This window comes from Mycobacterium sp. 23 (assembly GCF_048287075.1).
GTDB classification, from domain to species: domain Bacteria; phylum Actinomycetota; class Actinomycetes; order Mycobacteriales; family Mycobacteriaceae; genus Mycobacterium; species Mycobacterium gordonae_B.
The window spans coordinates 973560-990464 of sequence record NZ_JBLVUX010000005.1 but is presented as its reverse complement, the minus strand read 5'-3'; the positions used below and the strand labels follow the sequence as shown (position 1 = coordinate 990464).

The window sequence follows — 16905 nt, the reverse complement described above, 5'->3', positions numbered from 1 at the left end:
GGCGACACTGCAGACTCGTCGATGGACCGTCAAAGCAGATCGGGTGCACCGCGCCCTCCGCAGCGGCGGTTCCATCCGCCCATCAGTAAGTCCGCACTGTGGCTGGTCGGGTTGGTCGCGGCTGGAACGTTCATCCGTGTCCCGCAGTTGTGCCACGGCCTCAACGAAATGCACGCATTCCGCCAAACCCAAACGGCCTACGTTGCACTGGAATACGCTCGCCGTGGCATCAACTTGTGGCACACCCCGCTGCCAGTCTTCGGGCCAAATGCGGATGTGCCCATGGAGTTGCCGTTGACTCAGGCGGCGGCGGCTCTCCTGATACGTATGGGCGTGGGCCCGGACACAGCGATGCGAATCCTTGGCCTCACGGGTTTCCAGGTCGCAGCCATCCTATTGTGTGCGCTCGTGCTTCGCTGGCACGGCGAATTGGCCGCAATTGTAGTGTCAGTACTGTTCCAGTTCTCACCATACGGTTTGGCATGGGGCGCTGCTGCGCTCATCGATTTTCCTTCGGTTGCTCTTTCTCTGGGTATGGTCTTAGGTCTCGATTCTTGGTTTCGTACGGCGTCGCGCGTTGGTCTGTTGCTTGGCGTTGTGACCGCGTGGTTGGCGTTTCTGGTGAAGGCTACGACCCCCCCGGCATGGTGCCTTCTAGTAATTTTTTCGGCCGCGGCCGCATATGTGAGCACGCGATCCAGGGCACGCACTGCCGTGGGTTTAATGGCCGGACCCCTAGTTGGAATCCTGGCTGGAGTTGCGTGGATTCGGTATGGTGACGCGATCAAAGTCCGCAATCCAGTGACATGGTTCCTCAATAGCGGAAACATGCGGGAATGGAATTTTGGGACGCCGGGTCAGCGTCTTCATCCATCGGCTTACGGACCTGTGTTGTCCAGAATCGGTTCAGAGATCGCAGGACCCATCGCACTGGGCATTGTCGTCGCTGTTGTTGGAATTCTCCTGGCGCCAACCCAACTCGAACGCTTTCGTCGCGCTGGGTGGCTCGCTACAGCCGCCTGTGCACCAATGCTCTTCTTCAGTCTGTACAGGGTTCACAACTACTATTTGATCGCGATCTTTCCGGCAATCGTTGCCGCAGTGGGGGTCGGAATAGCAGCCATTGCTCAACGGCTCTCTGCGAATACAAGTCTCGTTGCGGCAGTAGGAATCGCAATCGTGATAGCTGGTAGCGCAGTGCCCCAGGACATCGAGCAGTGGTTGACATCGCCCGCACCGAGCGTGGCTGGTCAACGAATCCGCAGCGCCACCGGGCCCGCGGATCTCATCGTGGTCGTGGGTTGCGATTGGGACCCGTCTACCTTGTATTTTGCTGACCGCCGAGGGCTAATGTTACGCAACGACAACCCTGAGGTGTGGGCACGCGAAAACATTGACGCTTATCAGTACCTCTATAGTTGCGAGCCTACTGCGGACATCGCGCGGTACCTGCCTCCCGGCTACGAGGCGAAGCGGACATCGACTCCGGGTTTGTCACGCTTGGCAAAACTGCGGGCGCATGACGCTTCATGACCCGCGATATCTTGGCCGCTGGGGCAGCGGGAAGTTTGGGAACCGCGGTTGGTAACTTGCGACTGTGGCGGCTAATCGCTTGGAACGCGCGCGTACATGGTGGTCAACGACGACATGGGGTTCGGCGCGTTGGCAACGAATCCTGACGGCAGCTTTGGCGGCTTTTGTCATCGCGCCCCAGGCTTCAGTGGACGCAGGCGTCGGGCTTGACCCGTCATGGGAGGCTGCCGTTGCGCTGGCCCCTGGCCAGCACATCACTTGGGGCCGAGCCCTCGTATTTACTTACGGACCGTTGGGTTATTTGCAAACTACAGCTTATTACTCGTTTTTCCAGTCGATTGTTGCCACGATTTTTCAGTTGGTTGTGGTCACCATGCTGTTCCTTGGTATTGCTGCGGCGCTACGTCAGCGATATCGGCCGACGCCATCGCTTTTGTGTGCTTTCGGGGCGACGGCGCTTGTCGCAATTCTCCAGGCTGGTCACGGGACTTCGTTGGGCATGACGTACCCCGAGTTAGGGGTACTTGCAGTTTTGGCCTGGGTGATCGTGCCTACGTTGCAGCACGATCCAGACCTCGCGGCGGTGTTCCGTCTCTGTGTCCTGACCGGTGCTTTCGCCGGATTGCTATTGCTCATCAAGTTCAACACCGGCCTAACTGCACTGCTGTTGGGGCTGGTCGCGTCGTGCGTGCTGGGCTGGCGAGCGCTCGGCCGTCACTGTGCAACAGTTACGGCTTTTGTTGTGTCCGCCATTATCTGGTGGACGCTAGCGGGTCAGCGGCTCGGGGACATGCTCAGTTGGCTCAGGTATAGTCGTGACATTGTTTCCGGATATAACGAATCGCAGGCAATCCCGCTCTCGAGCGATGCCGGTCCGGCTATCTTATTGACACTGGTCTGGCTTGCAGCAATTATTATCAATTTTATCCGGGGTGGGAATGATTTATCTCGTCGATCTCTGACACTAATTTCGGTGCTAAGCGTGATTACTGTTAAAAGCGCATTCGGGCGATTCGACATATGGCATCTGAGCATTCTTCTCGGCGTAATCGTGGTCGGAGTGACCATCATGCCAGCCGTCAGAACGCAGTTTCGTGTGGCACTTATTTTAGCGGTCGCACTCGTTTTTGCCTCGGTGAGTGGTGTTCCAGCTCTTCAAGATCGCACCCTTACTGCGGTACGTATGCCGATGCAGAATATTGACCGCTTGGTCACCCTCGCTGTTCCGGATCAATTCCAACGGCGCGTTGACCGGGCTAAGGAGCGTCAGCGCGACCTCTATGCAGTACCACATCGGTTCTTAAAAATTATCAGTTCGAAGACTGTCCACGTTGACCCATACGAGACCTCAGTCATCTGGGCATACAACTTGGCCTGGCGTCCCGCACCAGTGTTCGCAACATATTCCGCCTACACGCCAGCCCTAGACAAGTTGAATGGCGAAGCACTGGCCAGTTCACCGGATTTTGTACTGCAGCGAATTTCGGCTACGTCGCCCGCTTCTGGCATTGACAACCGGCTCTCAACTCAAGAATCGCCACTGTATTATCGGGCACTGCTTTGTAATTATACCGTGAGCGGGGTCGAGAACGGCTGGGCACTGTTTACCCGTGCCAAACAGCGTTGTGGGCCGCTCGTTCCGTTAGCAGAGGTTGATTTGCCGCAGAAGGCGCCGGTTGCGGTGCCAACCCCTCAGGAGGCGGACCTGGCGATACTGGTAGGGATTGATGTGGACCGATCAATAGCCGATGAACTGTTTCAAGGAACAATCGTCCCGTTGACTACTTTTTCGATTGTGATCAATGACGGTGCCTATCGCTTGATCACCCCGAATCTTAAAGAGCCATTTCTGATCGTATCTCCAAGTGCCGTAAACGGTACAAACTTAGCGATTGATGCCCACAAGATCGACGTCGTACGCGCACGACCACTTGGTCAGACTGGGGTGCACGCACGCCTGCGCTTTTATTCCATGAGAGTGTCGCCGGTAGACGCAACTAGTTAGCCGGCTTTATGAGCACCGCCTGTCCTCCGGTTGCGAGCCTCAGGATTTGCAAGCCTCTTTCCTCGGCGAATCGGTCGTAGCCGAGCTTCTGTTGATAGTGGCGCGGCCATCCGTAGTCGTCCATAATCACGATCCCGAATGGGACGAGTTTCGGCCAGAAATACTCGAGTGCCGCGATTTCTGGTGCGGTGCAGTTCATGTCGAGGTGCAGGTAGGCGATCTTGTCGCTTTGAACCTGGTCCAGCGTCTCGGGCACCGTGCCACGGACCAAGTGGACGAAATCCATCCCTGAGAAGTTGGACTTCACTCGCTCGTAGCAGTCCGGGTAGTCCATGTACCCGGCGTGAGCCTTCTCCTCGGCCGTCAGCTGTGAGCGGTCGAAACCCTGGAAGGTGTCGAGCAGCCAGAAGCGTTTGCCGAGACGGGCGAAGTCAGTGTGGGTGATGACCGCCATCGCCGTACCGCCGTGGTCGACCCCGCATTCCACAAAGTCACCGTCGAGTGCCGCTGCGTGGTTGGCCGCCCAGCACAGGACATGGATGCGCCATCGAACGTTCCACCTGCCGAACGACCCCGTCGCCTTGGCGGCTGCATAGACCCGCTTAAAGTGCTCTGTCTTGCGAAAATCCGCATTGGTCGTCGTGAAGAGACCGTCCTCATAGAAGCTGGACCGCAGCCGCCGCGCCATGAACAGGGTGTTGGCTATCGGGTGCGGCAGATTCTGAATAAAGCGTCGCACTTGTCTCCCTGGGCTTGGCGGCTCCCGCTCGTCGAACGCACGATACGTAGCACAAAGTTACCGCCGCGGTCCGGGGTAGGCGGTGGAACTGGCGCTCCGGCCGGCGATTCCGTGCGGCTGGACATGAGTCGGTCGCCAGGGAACTGGTACCCGTGTACTCATGCGGACTGGTCGGGCCCAGCGCGCCTGCTGCTGCCGCCTTCGAGCCGTATCCGGACATCAGGACTGATCAGAGGCTTGCGGGACAGTCGGCAGCGGCTGTTGCTGGCGCGCGGCGACGTTAAATTGGTATGGCGAGGATTGCCAAAGAGCCACGCGAGCCGATGCTGAGAATTACATTAAACGACTATGACTGTGATTAGTCGCCCGGCAGTCTCGGTGGTGGCCCCATGCTTTGACGAGGAGGACGTGCTGCCGCTGTTCCTGAGCCGGGTTGGGGGAGTGTTAGACAAATTCGGGGGGACCAGCGAGATAGTTCTGGTCGATGATGGTTCGCGCGATCGGACCTGGGAGATCATCGAGAAGGCGTCGGTAGAGGATCCGCGCGTCGTCGGCGTGCGACTCATGCGTAACCACGGACATCAGCTGGCTCTGACCGCAGGACTGAGTGTGTGTCGCGGCGAGCGGGTGTTGATCATCGACGCCGACCTGCAGGACCCGCCAGAGTTGCTGCCCGACATGATGGCGTTGATGGACGAGGGCGCCGACGTCGTCTACGGCCAGCGCCGCCGACGGGAGGGTGACAGCGTCTTCAAGCGTGTCACTGCGTTGATGTTCTATCGCACCATCAAACGCATGACCGAAGTCGACATTCCCAATGACACAGGCGATTTCCGTCTCATCACTCGCCGCGTACTGGACCTGTTGATCGCGATGCCCGAGCGCCACCGGTTCGTTCGCGGTCTCGTATCGTGGATCGGCGGCAAGCAGGTACCACTGGTTTACGACCGTGATAAGCGGGCGGCAGGCGAGAGCAAGTATCCGCTGACCAAAATGTTGCGGTTCGCGGCTGATGCGATCACGGCGTTCTCAATGGTGCCGCTGAAACTGTCGGTAATTCTGGGTTGGGTGATGGCGTTCATCGGTTTCGCCGCCGCTATCAACTCGATCCGAGGCGCATTGCTGGGGCAGACGGTGCCCGGCTGGAGTTCGTTGATGGCTACGATCGGGCTGCTGACCGGTGTGCAGTTCCTCATGCTCGGCATCATCGGTGCGTATTTAGGCCGGATGTATGACCAGAGCAAGGGCCGGCCGCTGTTCTTGATCCGAGATATGGTGGGTGGCACCGCCGGATCAGTCGCAGCTGCGGACCAGGCGAGCGCAATGTACGTATCCGCGCCCCCAGCGCAGGAGTGATGGGGCGTTAGATGACCCTCGACGCATTCGCGGGGGACGAAGCACGAATTCGTCCGCCTGCTGGGATGACTGGTGTTCCCGGCCCGCTGTTTCGGTTGATCCGGGATCAAAAAGTCGCGTTCCTCATCGTCGGCGGACTGAACACCGCGATCGGAGGAGCCTGGTTCATCGCCCTGTTGTGGCTCTTTCCCCCCGGAGTTGTCGGGTATATGAGCGCGTTGCTCTGCGCGCACGTTGCTGCCGTACTGTGCGCCTTCGTCTTGTACCGCAGGTTCGTGTTCCTTGTTACCGGGCACGTGCTGCGCGATTTGGCCAGATTCGAGATGGTGAATCTCTCTGTCCTAGGTTTCAACCTCGCGGTCTTGCCGGTGCTCGTCGAAGGGTTGGGTTGGCCGGTAATCGCGTCACAATTTGCGATCGCCGGCGTGACCGTCGTATACAGCTGGTTCGCGCACCGCGGCTTCTCATTCAAGCGCACCCCTTCCGAGATCAAATCGGCTGAACGCCAACAAGCCACGCCGTGACTCCACGTGTTTCGGTGGTGGTCCCGTCGTACAACAGTGTCGAATTTATCGGTTCGACAATGGAATCGATCCTGGCGCAATCCCTCAGCGATTTCGAATTACTGGTTTCTGATCACAGTTCGACGGACGGAACATGGGAAGCGTTGCAGGAATTCACCTCGGACCCCCGGGTTCGCTTGACCCGCTTGCCTTCTGGTGGGGGAGCGCCGGCGAACTTCAATGCGGTCACGGACCTGGCCACCGGCGAGTTTGTCAAGCTCGTCTGCGGAGACGATTTACTCGAGCGGGACAGCCTGGCGGCGCAGGTGGCGGCGCTAGAGGCGAGCCCGTCCGCGGTGATGGCGGCAAGTCCCCGGGACGTCATCGATGCCGCCGGGCAGCCGGTGCTTCGCAACCGCGGACTGGGCGGACTGCGCGGTGAGGTCAGTGGCACCGAGGCGATTCGGCGGGGCGTGAAGGCCGGCACAAACATCTTTGGCGAGCCCGCGTCGGTGTTGTTCAGGCGTGAGGCGCTGATCGGGGCCGGCGGCTGGGACGCCAGGTTTCCTTACCTCATCGACGAGGCCACCTACTGCGCGGTCCTCCTTCGCGGAAATCTCGTCGCGGTGCCTCGCTCACTCGCCGCCTTCCGGGTCAGCGAGTCGCAGTGGAGTGTGCAGCTGGTGCGCGCACAGGCTGATCAGGCGATCAGGTTCAGACGTGAAATTGCTGCAGCCCACCCAAGTTTGGTCAGCCGGCGCGATCTGACAATCGGTATAGTGAGAGCGCGCGCTAACGCGGTGGCCCGTCGTGCGGTGTACCGGTGGCTCGGTCGCCGGATGCGGCGTGAAGGGGAAAGAGCATTCAGGGATTAGATTCCCGCGCGGGTGAAGCGGGCAATGTCGCAGCGTCACGGGATGGCTTGAGGGGAAGGCCGTGAAACAACCCCTTCGCACGCTGCGCGACGGGGCGCGTATTCGGGAGCGGGTGGCGGTCGTTGCCGGACAATCCGAGCGCACAATCCTTCTCGGGACTGTGCTACTCGCCTCGGCGGTTACGGTCGGGACGGGGTTCGTTCTCGCCCACTACCTTTCGGTCGACGTGCTGACGTCGTTGATCGTTTTTCTGCCGAACGACTGCTACCTCGATTGGCCAACGAGGGTCGGTTCACATTGCTTCAGTGACTACTCGATAACAGTGAGCATCGGTATGGTCCCGAACCCTTGGGATCCCTTCCCGCTCTACCTGCCCCCTGACTTCAAGCCGACTCACTTCAACTACACGGCTGCCGGGATGCTGCCGCAAGTTTTCTTCGGTCATCTTGGTGCGTGGTTGGGTGCACCCCGCCTTGGGTTGCTTGGGTACTTGTTTGCTTTGACGATCGCGCTCTTCACGCCCGCGGTGTGGGCCGCGCGTGGCGCACGGGGTTTGGAGTGTGTCGTTGTCTTCGTGGCGTGCGGGGTTGCGGCGGTTCCGTTATGGGTAGCTCTCGATCGAGGCAACTCAATCGGATTTATAGCGCCAGTTGGACTGGTATTCCTGGTGGCGTTGTCCCGACAACGGTGGGGACTGGTGGCCATCGCGGTGGTCCTGGCTGCCCTGGTCAAACCGCAATTTGTGGTCTTGGTGGTCGCGTTATTTGCCGCTCGGCAATGGCGCGCGGGCAGCATCGCGATAGCAGGTGTCGTGCTTTCTAATCTTGCCGCGTATGTTCTGTGGCCGCGGGATTTTCCTCACACGATTATGCAGTCAATCCACAATACCGTCGCGTACGGCGGGGCATCGCAGGCAGCAGCTGAGGGTTCAAACGCATCTCTTGGCAAAGCCATTCTGGCAATCCCGGACGGCATCAAAGCTCAACTATCTGGGGGCAAGATCCCAGAAGGCTTCCTTGCCGAGACGCGCTCCCTCATCGGTTACGTACTCCTACTGGTCGTAGTTGTCGTCGTGGTCGCATTGGGTAGGCGAATACCGCCGGTCATGGCCGGTATCGTCTTGCTGGCCACGGCTTCGCTTTTCCCAGCTCTCAGCAACCCCTACTACCTGGTGTTCGTCTTGCCGGTCGCCGCAGTCGTAGTGAGAGACCCTGACGGGCCACCGGGCCGGGGCATCCTCGACCGGCGGGAAGCCGGTTGTGATGGCCGTCGGGTGGTCGGAGTGTGTGTAAGCATCGCGGTGGCGCTCTCCATCGGGCAAATCCCGTTGCCAACCGAAACGCGAAGGGTTGTCCAATCGGGCACCAATGTCGCCTTGATCCTGGTCGACAGCACTATGTCCCTGGCACCAGTCCTTTGGCTAGCGGCGCTCGCATCGATTCTCGTCTCATACAGTAGGCGTCCGTCGTCGTTAGGCGCGGACCAAGAAGCGGAGGACAACGCTGTTGTCGATGCAGGAGCAGCTGCAAGACACGCGAGCGATCGGCCGATTGCAGTTGATCCCGGGGCTCAGTTAAGGAGCCGAGGCTGCGCTGATGAGCATCCGTAACAACGAACTCCCTTTTTTCGGGCCAAACGCCACACCTGTGCGAGGCAAATCTCGTACGCTCGTCCCAACAGATCACCATGTCAGGCGGGGACAGGCGTAGTGGATGTTCGATCACGCCTGAACTAGACGGGTTCAACTAGCGAGGGGAGAGGTAGTTCGCGTGGCGAATCAACCTGATAAGCGCATATGCATCATCGGTGGCGCTGGGCACGTGGGGTTGCCGTTGGCGCTGGTGTTGGCTGATGAGGGCTATCACGTCGACATTTTGGACACCAATGTCGCCGCGCTGAAGACCATCATGGCTGGCAAGATGCCGTTCATTGAGAACGGAGCTGAGGATCTATTGCAGCGGTTGTTGCCCACAGGTCGGATCGCGGCCAGCACCGACTCCTGGATCGTCAGAAATGCCGACATCGTGATCTGTGTGGTGGGGACCCCAGTCGATGAGTACCTGACGCCGCAGGCGCACACATTCTTTCGGATCATTAACGAGATCAGCCCATACTTCCACAGCGAGCAGACCCTTGTGCTGCGCAGCACGGTCTACCCGGGCCTGACCCAGCGGGTGCATAACTCGTTGCAGGAGCGTGGAATTGGCGTTCACGTGACGTTTTGCCCCGAACGCATCGCGCAGGGTCACTCGATCCGGGAGCTACGAATGATCCCTCAGATCATCAGTGGTTTCGATGACGAGGGACTGCGAGTTGTTCGTGAGCTGTTCTCCCGTATCACCAGCGAGATTATCGAGGTGGAACCGCAGGAGGCCGAACTGGCAAAGTTGTTCTGCAACGGCTACCGTTACATTCAGTTCGCAGTGGCCAACCAGTTCTATCTACTGTGTCGTGAAGCCGGCTTGGATTTTAATCGCGTCCACCACGCTGCCACGTATAAGAACGGCCGCGTCGACAGCCTGCCGAGAGCAGGACTGGCGGCCGGTCCGTGTTTGTTGAAGGACACGATGCAGTTGGCGGCGTTCAGTAACAACAACTTCATGCTGGGCCATTCGGCCATGCTGATCAACGAGGGTCAGCCGCAGTTCATCGTCAACATGCTCAAGCGTCGGATTGACCTACGGGACAAGACGGTTGGAATCTTGGGCATGACGTTCAAGGCAGATTGTGATGACACGCGGGATTCTTTGAGTTTCAAGCTACGGCATCTGTTAATGCTGGAAGCCAAGGCGGTAATCCGTCATGACCCTTATTTGGAGGGTCCGGATTACTATCCGTTGGACACGGTGCTGGACCGCGCCGACGTCATTGTGATCGGGGTACCGCACTCCCAGTACCGTGGTTTGCAGATCCCGCATGGCAAGGTTGTCGAGGATGTGTGGGGATGCGTGGACGTTAGCAAGGTGGGCGAGGACGTCGCCTTGAATGGTGTTGAATTTGCGACTTTAGGGATGGGAGCTGCAGCCCGGTGAAGATCTTGGTAACCGGTAGTGCGGGGTTCATCAACGGTTATGTAGTCGATGAGTTGCTTCGGGCCGGCCACGATGTCGTGGGTATCGACAACTACTCGAAGTACGGTCCGGTTAAGAAGTCCTACGACGATCACCCGAACTACCACTTCGTCGAGGGTGACGTCAAAGACGTGGACCTGATGTTCCGGTTGGTCGAGGATTGTGACCAGATGGTGGCCAGCGCCGCGATGATCGGCGGCATCACGTATTTCCACGAGTACGCGTACGACCTGCTCGCCGAGAACGAACGCATTGCGGCCGCTCACTTTGACGCGGCGATCTATGCATACCGAAAGGGCTGGCTCAAGAAGGTCAACGTGATCAGCTCGTCGATGGTGTTCGAGAACGCGACGATCTTTCCGACGCCGGAGAAACACATAACCGAATGTCCCCCTCCAACAAGCACTTACGGCTTTCAAAAGCTCGCTTGTGAGTATTTTGCTCACGGCGCATACGAGCAGTACGGTCTGCCGTACACCATCATCCGACCGTTCAACTGCGTCGGCACTGGGGAGCAGCGAGCACTCGGCGGCCGCGAAATTCCCAGCGGCAATGTCAAACTCGCGATGAGCCACGTAGTGCCAGACCTGGTCCAAAAGGTGGCCAAAGGTCAAGACCCACTGCATATCCTCGGCGACGGTACCCAGGTGCGTCACTACACCTACGGCGGGGACCTAGCCAAGGGCATTCGCACGTGTATGGAGCACCCGGCCGCGCTCAACGGTGACTTCAATCTGTCCACTCCCGAAGCCACGACTGTTCTCGAATTAGCCGAAGCGATCTGGCGCAAGATGTGCCCGGACAAACCGTTTCGCTACGAGAGCGATCCGCCGTTCGAGCACGACGTACAGCTTCGTTCACCGGACGTGCACAAGGCTTCCGAAATGCTTGGATACTCGGCCACGACGTCACTAGACAGCATGCTCGATGAAGTCATTCCCTGGATCGTCGATGCGGTTGAGGCCGGAACTATCTGACATGCGTGTTTAATACCCGTTAGGACGATATGCGAATCGCGGGTGATACTGACCTACAACACCTATACCGCAACCGATTTGGGCACGACCGCGCGTCGAGATCAGCAATTTGGGCGGTACTGGTCCGAGATTTCTTTCAAGGTTGGATAAAGCGTAGCGACACCGTCCTCGACATTGGCTGCGGTTATGGGGAATTTCTGAACCATGTAAGCGCGGCGCGGCGGATCGGCGTCGATCTCAACCCCGACAGCGCCAACATGCTGGGGCCAGACGTCGAGTTTCATCAGGGCCGCGCCGATCGACTCGACTTTCTCGCCGATGAGTCGGTCGATGTCGTCTTCACCAGCAATATGTTGGAGCACTTGCAAAGCAAAGCGGACGTCGAGCGCACGATTGCCGAGGTCGCGCGGATTCTTAAACCACATGGGCACTTCATCGCCCTAGGGCCAAATATTCGCTTCCTTGCCGGTGATTATTGGGACTTTTGGGATCATGCGGTGCCGATCAGTGATCGGTCGCTGAGTGAGTTACTGGAAATCCACCAGCTCAAGGTGGTGGATTCATACGCGCGCTTCCTTCCCTACTCGACGAATTCCCAGTTGCCGAAGGCGCCCATTTTTGTCCATCTGTATCTTCAATCTCGCTTTGCGTGGCCGATATTTGGAAAGCAGTTCTTGGTTCGGGCTCAGAAATCGTTGGAATTAGCGGATCCGCACTTGATTAGCGTTGTGATTCCGGTATTTAATGAGGGCGAGAACATCCACGCATGCCTTCGGGGTCTTAATGCAGCATTGAGGGACTCGCCGCACGAATTGATTATCTGTTACGATTTTGATGAAGATTCCACGCTGCCGGCAATTGACGCTATGCCAGATCGACCAGCAACTCTTCGGCTTGTAAAGAATTCCTTAGGTAAGGGCGTCGCTAACGCGCTTATCGCCGGCTTTGCGGCCGCCAATGGCGATGTGGTCGTCACTAGTATGGCTGACCTATCGGACCCGCCTGCGGTAATTCCTCTGATGGCAGCGAAGATTCGCGATGAGGGCGCGGATGTCGTCAGTGGGTCACGCTACATGCCGGGGGGTTCCCAGGAAGGCGGACCTCGGTTGAAAACGTTGCTGTCACGCACAGCGGGATTAAGTTTGCACTACTTGGGTGGCTTGCCGACGCACGACGCAACGACAAACTTCCGCGGTTACAGCCGTCGTTTTCTCCAAGACGTGGCCGTGCAGAGTGAGCGCGGGTTCGAAGTGGGACTCGAGTTGACGACAAAGGCGCATTTGCTCGGATTCCGCGTAGACGAGGTGCCGAGCAGCTGGGAGGACCGAACGGCTGGCGAAAGCAAGTTCGATCTGCGCGGATGGTTACCTGCGTACCTTCGTTGGTATGGACTCGCGATGCGACGTCCCGTGATGAGGTGGGCTGGCGGCGGTGCTGTGTCCTTCGCGGCGCTTAACGCGATGCGTAAGTACCGGACTAGGAAGATATGATAAGTGGCACGCGAATAGAGTCGCTGTTTAAATGATTTGGGTCAGCCGGGTGAACCACTCGGAATCTTCCAAAGACAAGCCAGCGGCATTCCGCGCGACAGTAGGTCGTTCGCATAGCCGAGGTGCCGCACCTGCCACTGAGGGAAGTGGTGAAGGGGCGATCGTCATGGCGAACGTGCATCCGGAAAACTGGAAACGGCATTTAAATTCGGCGCTTCTAGCCGCCGTTTCCTGCACTGTCCTCGGGGCCAAACTCATCACCATCTCGACCCTAGGTTCGTCGGTGCCCATCATGGATCAATGGGATGCCGAGGCTGCCCGACTATATTCGCACTACCTGGCCGGTACCCTTTCTGCGGCTGATCTCTTTGCAGCACACAACGAACACCGCATTTTTATGCAGCGGATACTTGCGCTGCTGCATCTCGAGCTGGCCGGTGAGTGGAATCCGCGCCTGCAGATGGTCCTACAAGCTTTCGTTCATACCGCGGCGGTCACCTTTCTCGCTGCCAACCTCTTGCCGCTCGTCGCGGTGCGACACCGAATCATCCTGGCGGGCCTCGTCGCGCTTCTTTTCGCGATTCCGTTCGGCTATGAGAACACATTGTGGGGTTTTCAGGGCCAGTTGTATTGCATGCTGTTGTTCGGAATCACGGCCATCGTTGCGTTCGCTGCTGCTCGGCCATTTTCCCTTCGCTGGTTCGGCGGGCTGTCCGCCGCGATTCTGAGCTTTTTCTCCTTTGCAACGGGGGCGACCACCATGCTCTGCGCCGGCGGCCTCGTGGCTCTGCAGCTAGCGACTAACGTCAGGAAACGCGGCGGCCGCGAATACGCTGGGGTTGCGGTCATCGTGTCGATCGCGCTGGCGATGTTCCTCTGGACTGCATCAGTCTCGCATCCGATGAGTACGCCATTGACGTTCATTCAGGGACTGGTGTCGCTTACCGCCCGGGTGCTAGTCGCAGCGGTCCCGCTCGTCTGGTTTGCCCGCTACACGGTGACAAGGCGCCCCGTAGTGAGTGATCGCTCCTGGGCACTCGTGGGACTCAGCGTATGGATCGCCCTCCAGTTAGTGTTGCTTGCGTACGGGCGCGGAACGCTCATCGCGGTGCGCTACAACGACATCATCCTGCTTGCGTATCCGGTCGGACTGGTCGCGATGCTCAGGCTTGTCGACCACACGATGGGCAAGGATCTCCGCCGATTCTCAACCCCCAAAGTGGCTGTCACCTGGGTTTTCGGTGTGGTCACCGTGATTGCTCTGATGGGTTATGTAGCCATCCTCGGCGCGATCGACTGGAACAAGTCAACCCGCCAGCAGGTCGTCAACGTGCATACCTACTTCGCGACACACAGCCTCGAGCAGCTAAGAGCGAGAGGGAAACATGGCGGCACCTTCGACCTGGCTTACCCCAACTCGCGGCGGCAGGGCGAGGTGCTGAGCGACCCTAATGTCCGAGCAATCCTGCCACCGGAGATCCGGCCGGCTGATGCCGACAACGCCGGTGCCCGCAAGCGCATGGTGCTGAACGGCGCGGTGGCCGGCATAACCGCGAGCGCGCTTCGTGTCGTCTTAGTTGGCGGCCCGGTCCTGCTGGCGTTAGGTGTCGCAGCATTCTTCGCGGTCGGCACGCGAGCCGGATGCTCGTACAGCAGGGTGTACCCAAGACAATCGCCGAATACGGGGTGAGTGTCGCCGTGGACGATTACCCTATCGGTGGCTAAGTGAGTGAAAGAAGTAAATGCGCACTGTAGTGAAGGAATTCGCACCGAAGTCGGCTAGCGACCTGCTGCTCATTCTCAAGTATCAACGGTGGCGGCTGCCCTTTCGTCGTGAGTACCAGGCGGCGGTCGAAGGCAAGTATGGAATCGAAATCGGCGGGCCGAGCGGTGTTTTCAGCACAGTGCTACCCCTCTACGAGTTCGTCGGCGGCCTGGATGGAGTCAACTTCGCCACCGACACCGTGTGGGAGGGGAGGATTCAGGAGGGTGACAACTACAACTACTTCGGCAATCGGACTGGGCACCAATACATCTCCGACGCGACAGACCTGAGTCAGATCACATCAACGCGTTACGACTTCCTGCTCTCCTCGAACTGCTTGGAGCACGTCGCGAATCCCGTCAAAGCGCTGCTCGAGTGGAAACGCGTGATCAAGCCAGGCGGGGGGTTCGTCCTCGTTCTGCCCAATAAGACCAGCAACTTCGATCACCGTCGGCCGGTCACGAAGTTCGACCACTTGTTGGATGACTACGACCAAGGTATAGGTGAAGACGACCTCACCCACCTGGAAGAGATACTGGCGCTACACGACCTGAAGATGGACCCGCCGGCGGGAGATCTCGAGCAGTTTCGGCAGCGCAGCCTGCAGAACCTCCAAAACAGAACTCTTCATCATCACGTCTTCGATGCGGACCTGATCGAAAAGTTGTTGACCCGCCTGGACTTCGACGTCCGCGACGTGACCACCACCCGAACCGACTTCTTCGCGCTCGCCGTCAAAGGTCTAGCGTGAGGTCACCGTGAGTTTCCAGACCCTGCGTGACGAACAACAGCGCGCCGCGCGCCTCGCAGCGGCCCGCTACCGCTTGGGCCGCGACGCGTCGCGCTTCATCTGCGAAACGCACCAGGAATTGCCAGCCGAACCCCCGACTGGTCGACGCGCACTCGTCTTCTTCGCACACTTCGATCCGCAGGGAGTGGTCGATCCCTATGTCACGTACTACCTCGAGCAGTTACACAGCCTGGGTGCCACCATCGTCTTTGTCTCCGGTTCCCCGACGCTGTCGCCGGAATCCGTCGCGCCGCTGCGCCCCCTATGTGCCGGCATCTACACCAGACGCACCCTGTCTCTCGATTTCGGTTCCTGGCACCTGGCCTGGTGCATAGTCCGGCGGCGCGGCTGGTCGCTTGACCAATTCGACCGCTTCGTACTGGCCAACGACAGCGTCTATGGTCCGCTGTTCCCCCTGGAAGAGATGTGGTCGACCTTCCAGGACGCCGACATGTACGGCGCCATCGAAAGTGAGGAGTTGGGCCGGCACCTACAGTCATTCTTTCTGGCTTGGGATTTAAACCCACGCACCCGAAAATTCCTCAACAAATTCTGGAATCGCTTCCAGTACATCGTCGACAAGCAAAAACTTATTAGGCGCTACGAGCTTGGTCTGTCTAGACGTGCCCGTAGGGAGGGGCTTGTCGTCAAACCATTCCTCTCGGCAGCGACGATCAGTGCGGCATACGATCGTTCGCCCGATCATCAGTGGGCCGCCAAGTTCGACGGGAAGCCGTTCAACAACACGCTGTACTTCTGGGACGGGCTGATCGAGCATCTGAGGTTCCCATTCCTCAAAACGGTTCTGCCGCGCCACAATTCGCCGTGGCACGACTCGATGGCACAGTTGGAGGAGTTCCTCGAGCAGCACGCGGACTATCCCTATGAACTGATCCGTTCGAACGTCGAGCGGCTCGGTTTGGGTGCGCCGGCCTGGGTCCGGCCATCTCCGGCGACGCGATAGGCAGCGGACCGTGATGCAGGTTTTCAACCTGCTTCGCCGCTGGCACGGCTGGTGTAAGGTCGCCGCGTGGGTGTGCTGATCGCCGTTCCGGTATTCGGACAACATGAATACACGCACGCTCTGGTGGGGGATCTGGAGCGTGAGGGTGCCGACTACCTCATCATCGACAATCGTGGCGACTACCCCAAGATCGGCAATGAACGGGTCATGACGCCGCGGGAAAACCTGGGCTGGGGCGGAGGGAGTGAGCTGGGTTTCCGCGTCGCCTTCTCTGAGGGCTACTCCCACGCGATGACGTTAAATAATGACACGCGAATTTCCAAAGGATTTGTCACCGGTCTGCTCGATCCCCGGCTCCCCGAGGACGCGGGGATCGTCGGCCCGATGATCGACCACGGGTTTTGGTGTGCAGAGGTAGAGAAGCCGGTCGATGCCGCTGACTACGTGCCACGCCCGTTCTATCGGTCCGTGACTGCCGTAGAGGGCGTCGCCTTAATGCTTTCCCGCGCTTGCTGGTTGGAGATCGGCGGCATGGATTTGCGTACCTTTGGGCGCTACGGCTGGGGGATCGACCTTGATCTCGTGTTGCGCGCCCGCGACGCGTCTTTCGGTTGCTACACCACGGAGATGTCCTACATCAACCACTTCGGACGAGTTACCGCGAAGGACACCTTCGGGCGCAAGCGCTACGAATTCCTTGCCGAGCAGGTGATGAATCACGGCATGCGCAAAACGCACGGCCTCAAGTGGCGCAAACGGTTTCCGCCGGGAACGTTGCCGCAACCGGCCTGGAAGAAGACGGGTATCGCTTACCAGACCTTTCCGCTAGAGCCGTAG

Annotated in this window: 14 protein-coding genes; 13 read left to right on the top strand and 1 reads right to left on the bottom strand. The window is 58.9% G+C overall.

From position 1 onward, the window contains the following. Positions 1-282: 282 nt before the first annotated feature. Positions 283-1533, top strand: coding sequence for a hypothetical protein (locus tag ACNQS7_RS05620; protein WP_418011784.1), 1251 nt, complete (start codon positions 283-285; stop codon positions 1531-1533). A gap of 64 nt (positions 1534-1597) precedes the next feature. Next, positions 1598-3538, top strand: coding sequence for a hypothetical protein (locus ACNQS7_RS05615; RefSeq protein ID WP_418011783.1), 1941 nt, complete (start codon positions 1598-1600; stop codon positions 3536-3538). On the opposite strand, the gene ACNQS7_RS05610 is transcribed toward ACNQS7_RS05615, so the two are convergent. Next, on the bottom strand, positions 3531-4226 hold the full coding sequence (locus ACNQS7_RS05610) for a TylF/MycF/NovP-related O-methyltransferase (RefSeq protein ID WP_418011782.1): 696 nt from the start codon (positions 4224-4226) through the stop codon (positions 3531-3533). The two genes, ACNQS7_RS05615 and ACNQS7_RS05610, sit on opposite strands and share 8 nt — an antisense overlap. A 399-nt stretch (positions 4227-4625) precedes the next feature. On the opposite strand from ACNQS7_RS05610, the gene ACNQS7_RS05605 reads away from it, so the two are divergent. From ACNQS7_RS05605 to ACNQS7_RS05555, 11 genes are all read left to right on the top strand, one after another. Next, complete coding sequence (locus ACNQS7_RS05605; protein ID WP_418011781.1) at positions 4626-5633, top strand: glycosyltransferase family 2 protein; 1008 nt, start codon at positions 4626-4628, stop codon at positions 5631-5633. An 11-nt stretch (positions 5634-5644) separates the two neighbouring features. Beyond that, a complete protein-coding gene (locus tag ACNQS7_RS05600) occupies positions 5645-6157 on the top strand; it encodes a GtrA family protein (protein ID WP_418011780.1) in 513 nt (170 codons plus the stop codon). Next, positions 6154-7011 carry a glycosyltransferase family 2 protein gene (locus tag ACNQS7_RS05595; protein WP_418011779.1) on the top strand — a complete coding sequence of 286 codons (858 nt, stop codon included), beginning with the start codon at positions 6154-6156 and terminating at the stop codon, positions 7009-7011. The genes ACNQS7_RS05600 and ACNQS7_RS05595 overlap by 4 nt, the downstream gene beginning before the upstream one ends. Positions 7012-7072: 61 nt before the next feature. Beyond that, the gene (locus ACNQS7_RS05590; protein WP_418011778.1) at positions 7073-8620 is read left to right on the top strand and encodes a glycosyltransferase family 87 protein; all 1548 of its coding nucleotides are present in this window, start codon (positions 7073-7075) and stop codon (positions 8618-8620) included. Positions 8621-8780: 160 nt separating this feature from the next. Then, complete coding sequence (locus ACNQS7_RS05585) at positions 8781-10043, top strand: nucleotide sugar dehydrogenase (RefSeq protein WP_418011777.1); 1263 nt, start codon at positions 8781-8783, stop codon at positions 10041-10043. Continuing rightward, positions 10040-11059, top strand: a complete 1020-nt coding sequence (locus ACNQS7_RS05580; protein ID WP_418011776.1) for an NAD-dependent epimerase/dehydratase family protein — start codon at positions 10040-10042, stop codon at positions 11057-11059. The genes ACNQS7_RS05585 and ACNQS7_RS05580 overlap by 4 nt, the downstream gene beginning before the upstream one ends. 29 nt (positions 11060-11088) lie before the next feature. After that, positions 11089-12549, top strand: coding sequence for a glycosyltransferase (locus ACNQS7_RS05575; protein ID WP_418011775.1), 1461 nt, complete (start codon positions 11089-11091; stop codon positions 12547-12549). A 166-nt stretch (positions 12550-12715) separates the two neighbouring features. Further along, positions 12716-14239 carry a hypothetical protein gene (locus ACNQS7_RS05570; RefSeq protein WP_418011774.1) on the top strand — a complete coding sequence of 508 codons (1524 nt, stop codon included), beginning with the start codon at positions 12716-12718 and terminating at the stop codon, positions 14237-14239. Between the two features lie 52 nt (positions 14240-14291). Beyond that, positions 14292-15065: a class I SAM-dependent methyltransferase gene (locus ACNQS7_RS05565; protein WP_418011773.1), complete on the top strand. Its 774-nt coding sequence runs from the start codon at positions 14292-14294 to the stop codon at positions 15063-15065. A gap of 7 nt (positions 15066-15072) precedes the next feature. After that, positions 15073-16068 carry a rhamnan synthesis F family protein gene (locus tag ACNQS7_RS05560; RefSeq protein WP_418011772.1) on the top strand — a complete coding sequence of 332 codons (996 nt, stop codon included), beginning with the start codon at positions 15073-15075 and terminating at the stop codon, positions 16066-16068. A gap of 66 nt (positions 16069-16134) precedes the next feature. Continuing rightward, on the top strand, positions 16135-16905 hold the full coding sequence (locus tag ACNQS7_RS05555; protein ID WP_418011771.1) for a glycosyltransferase family 2 protein: 771 nt from the start codon (positions 16135-16137) through the stop codon (positions 16903-16905).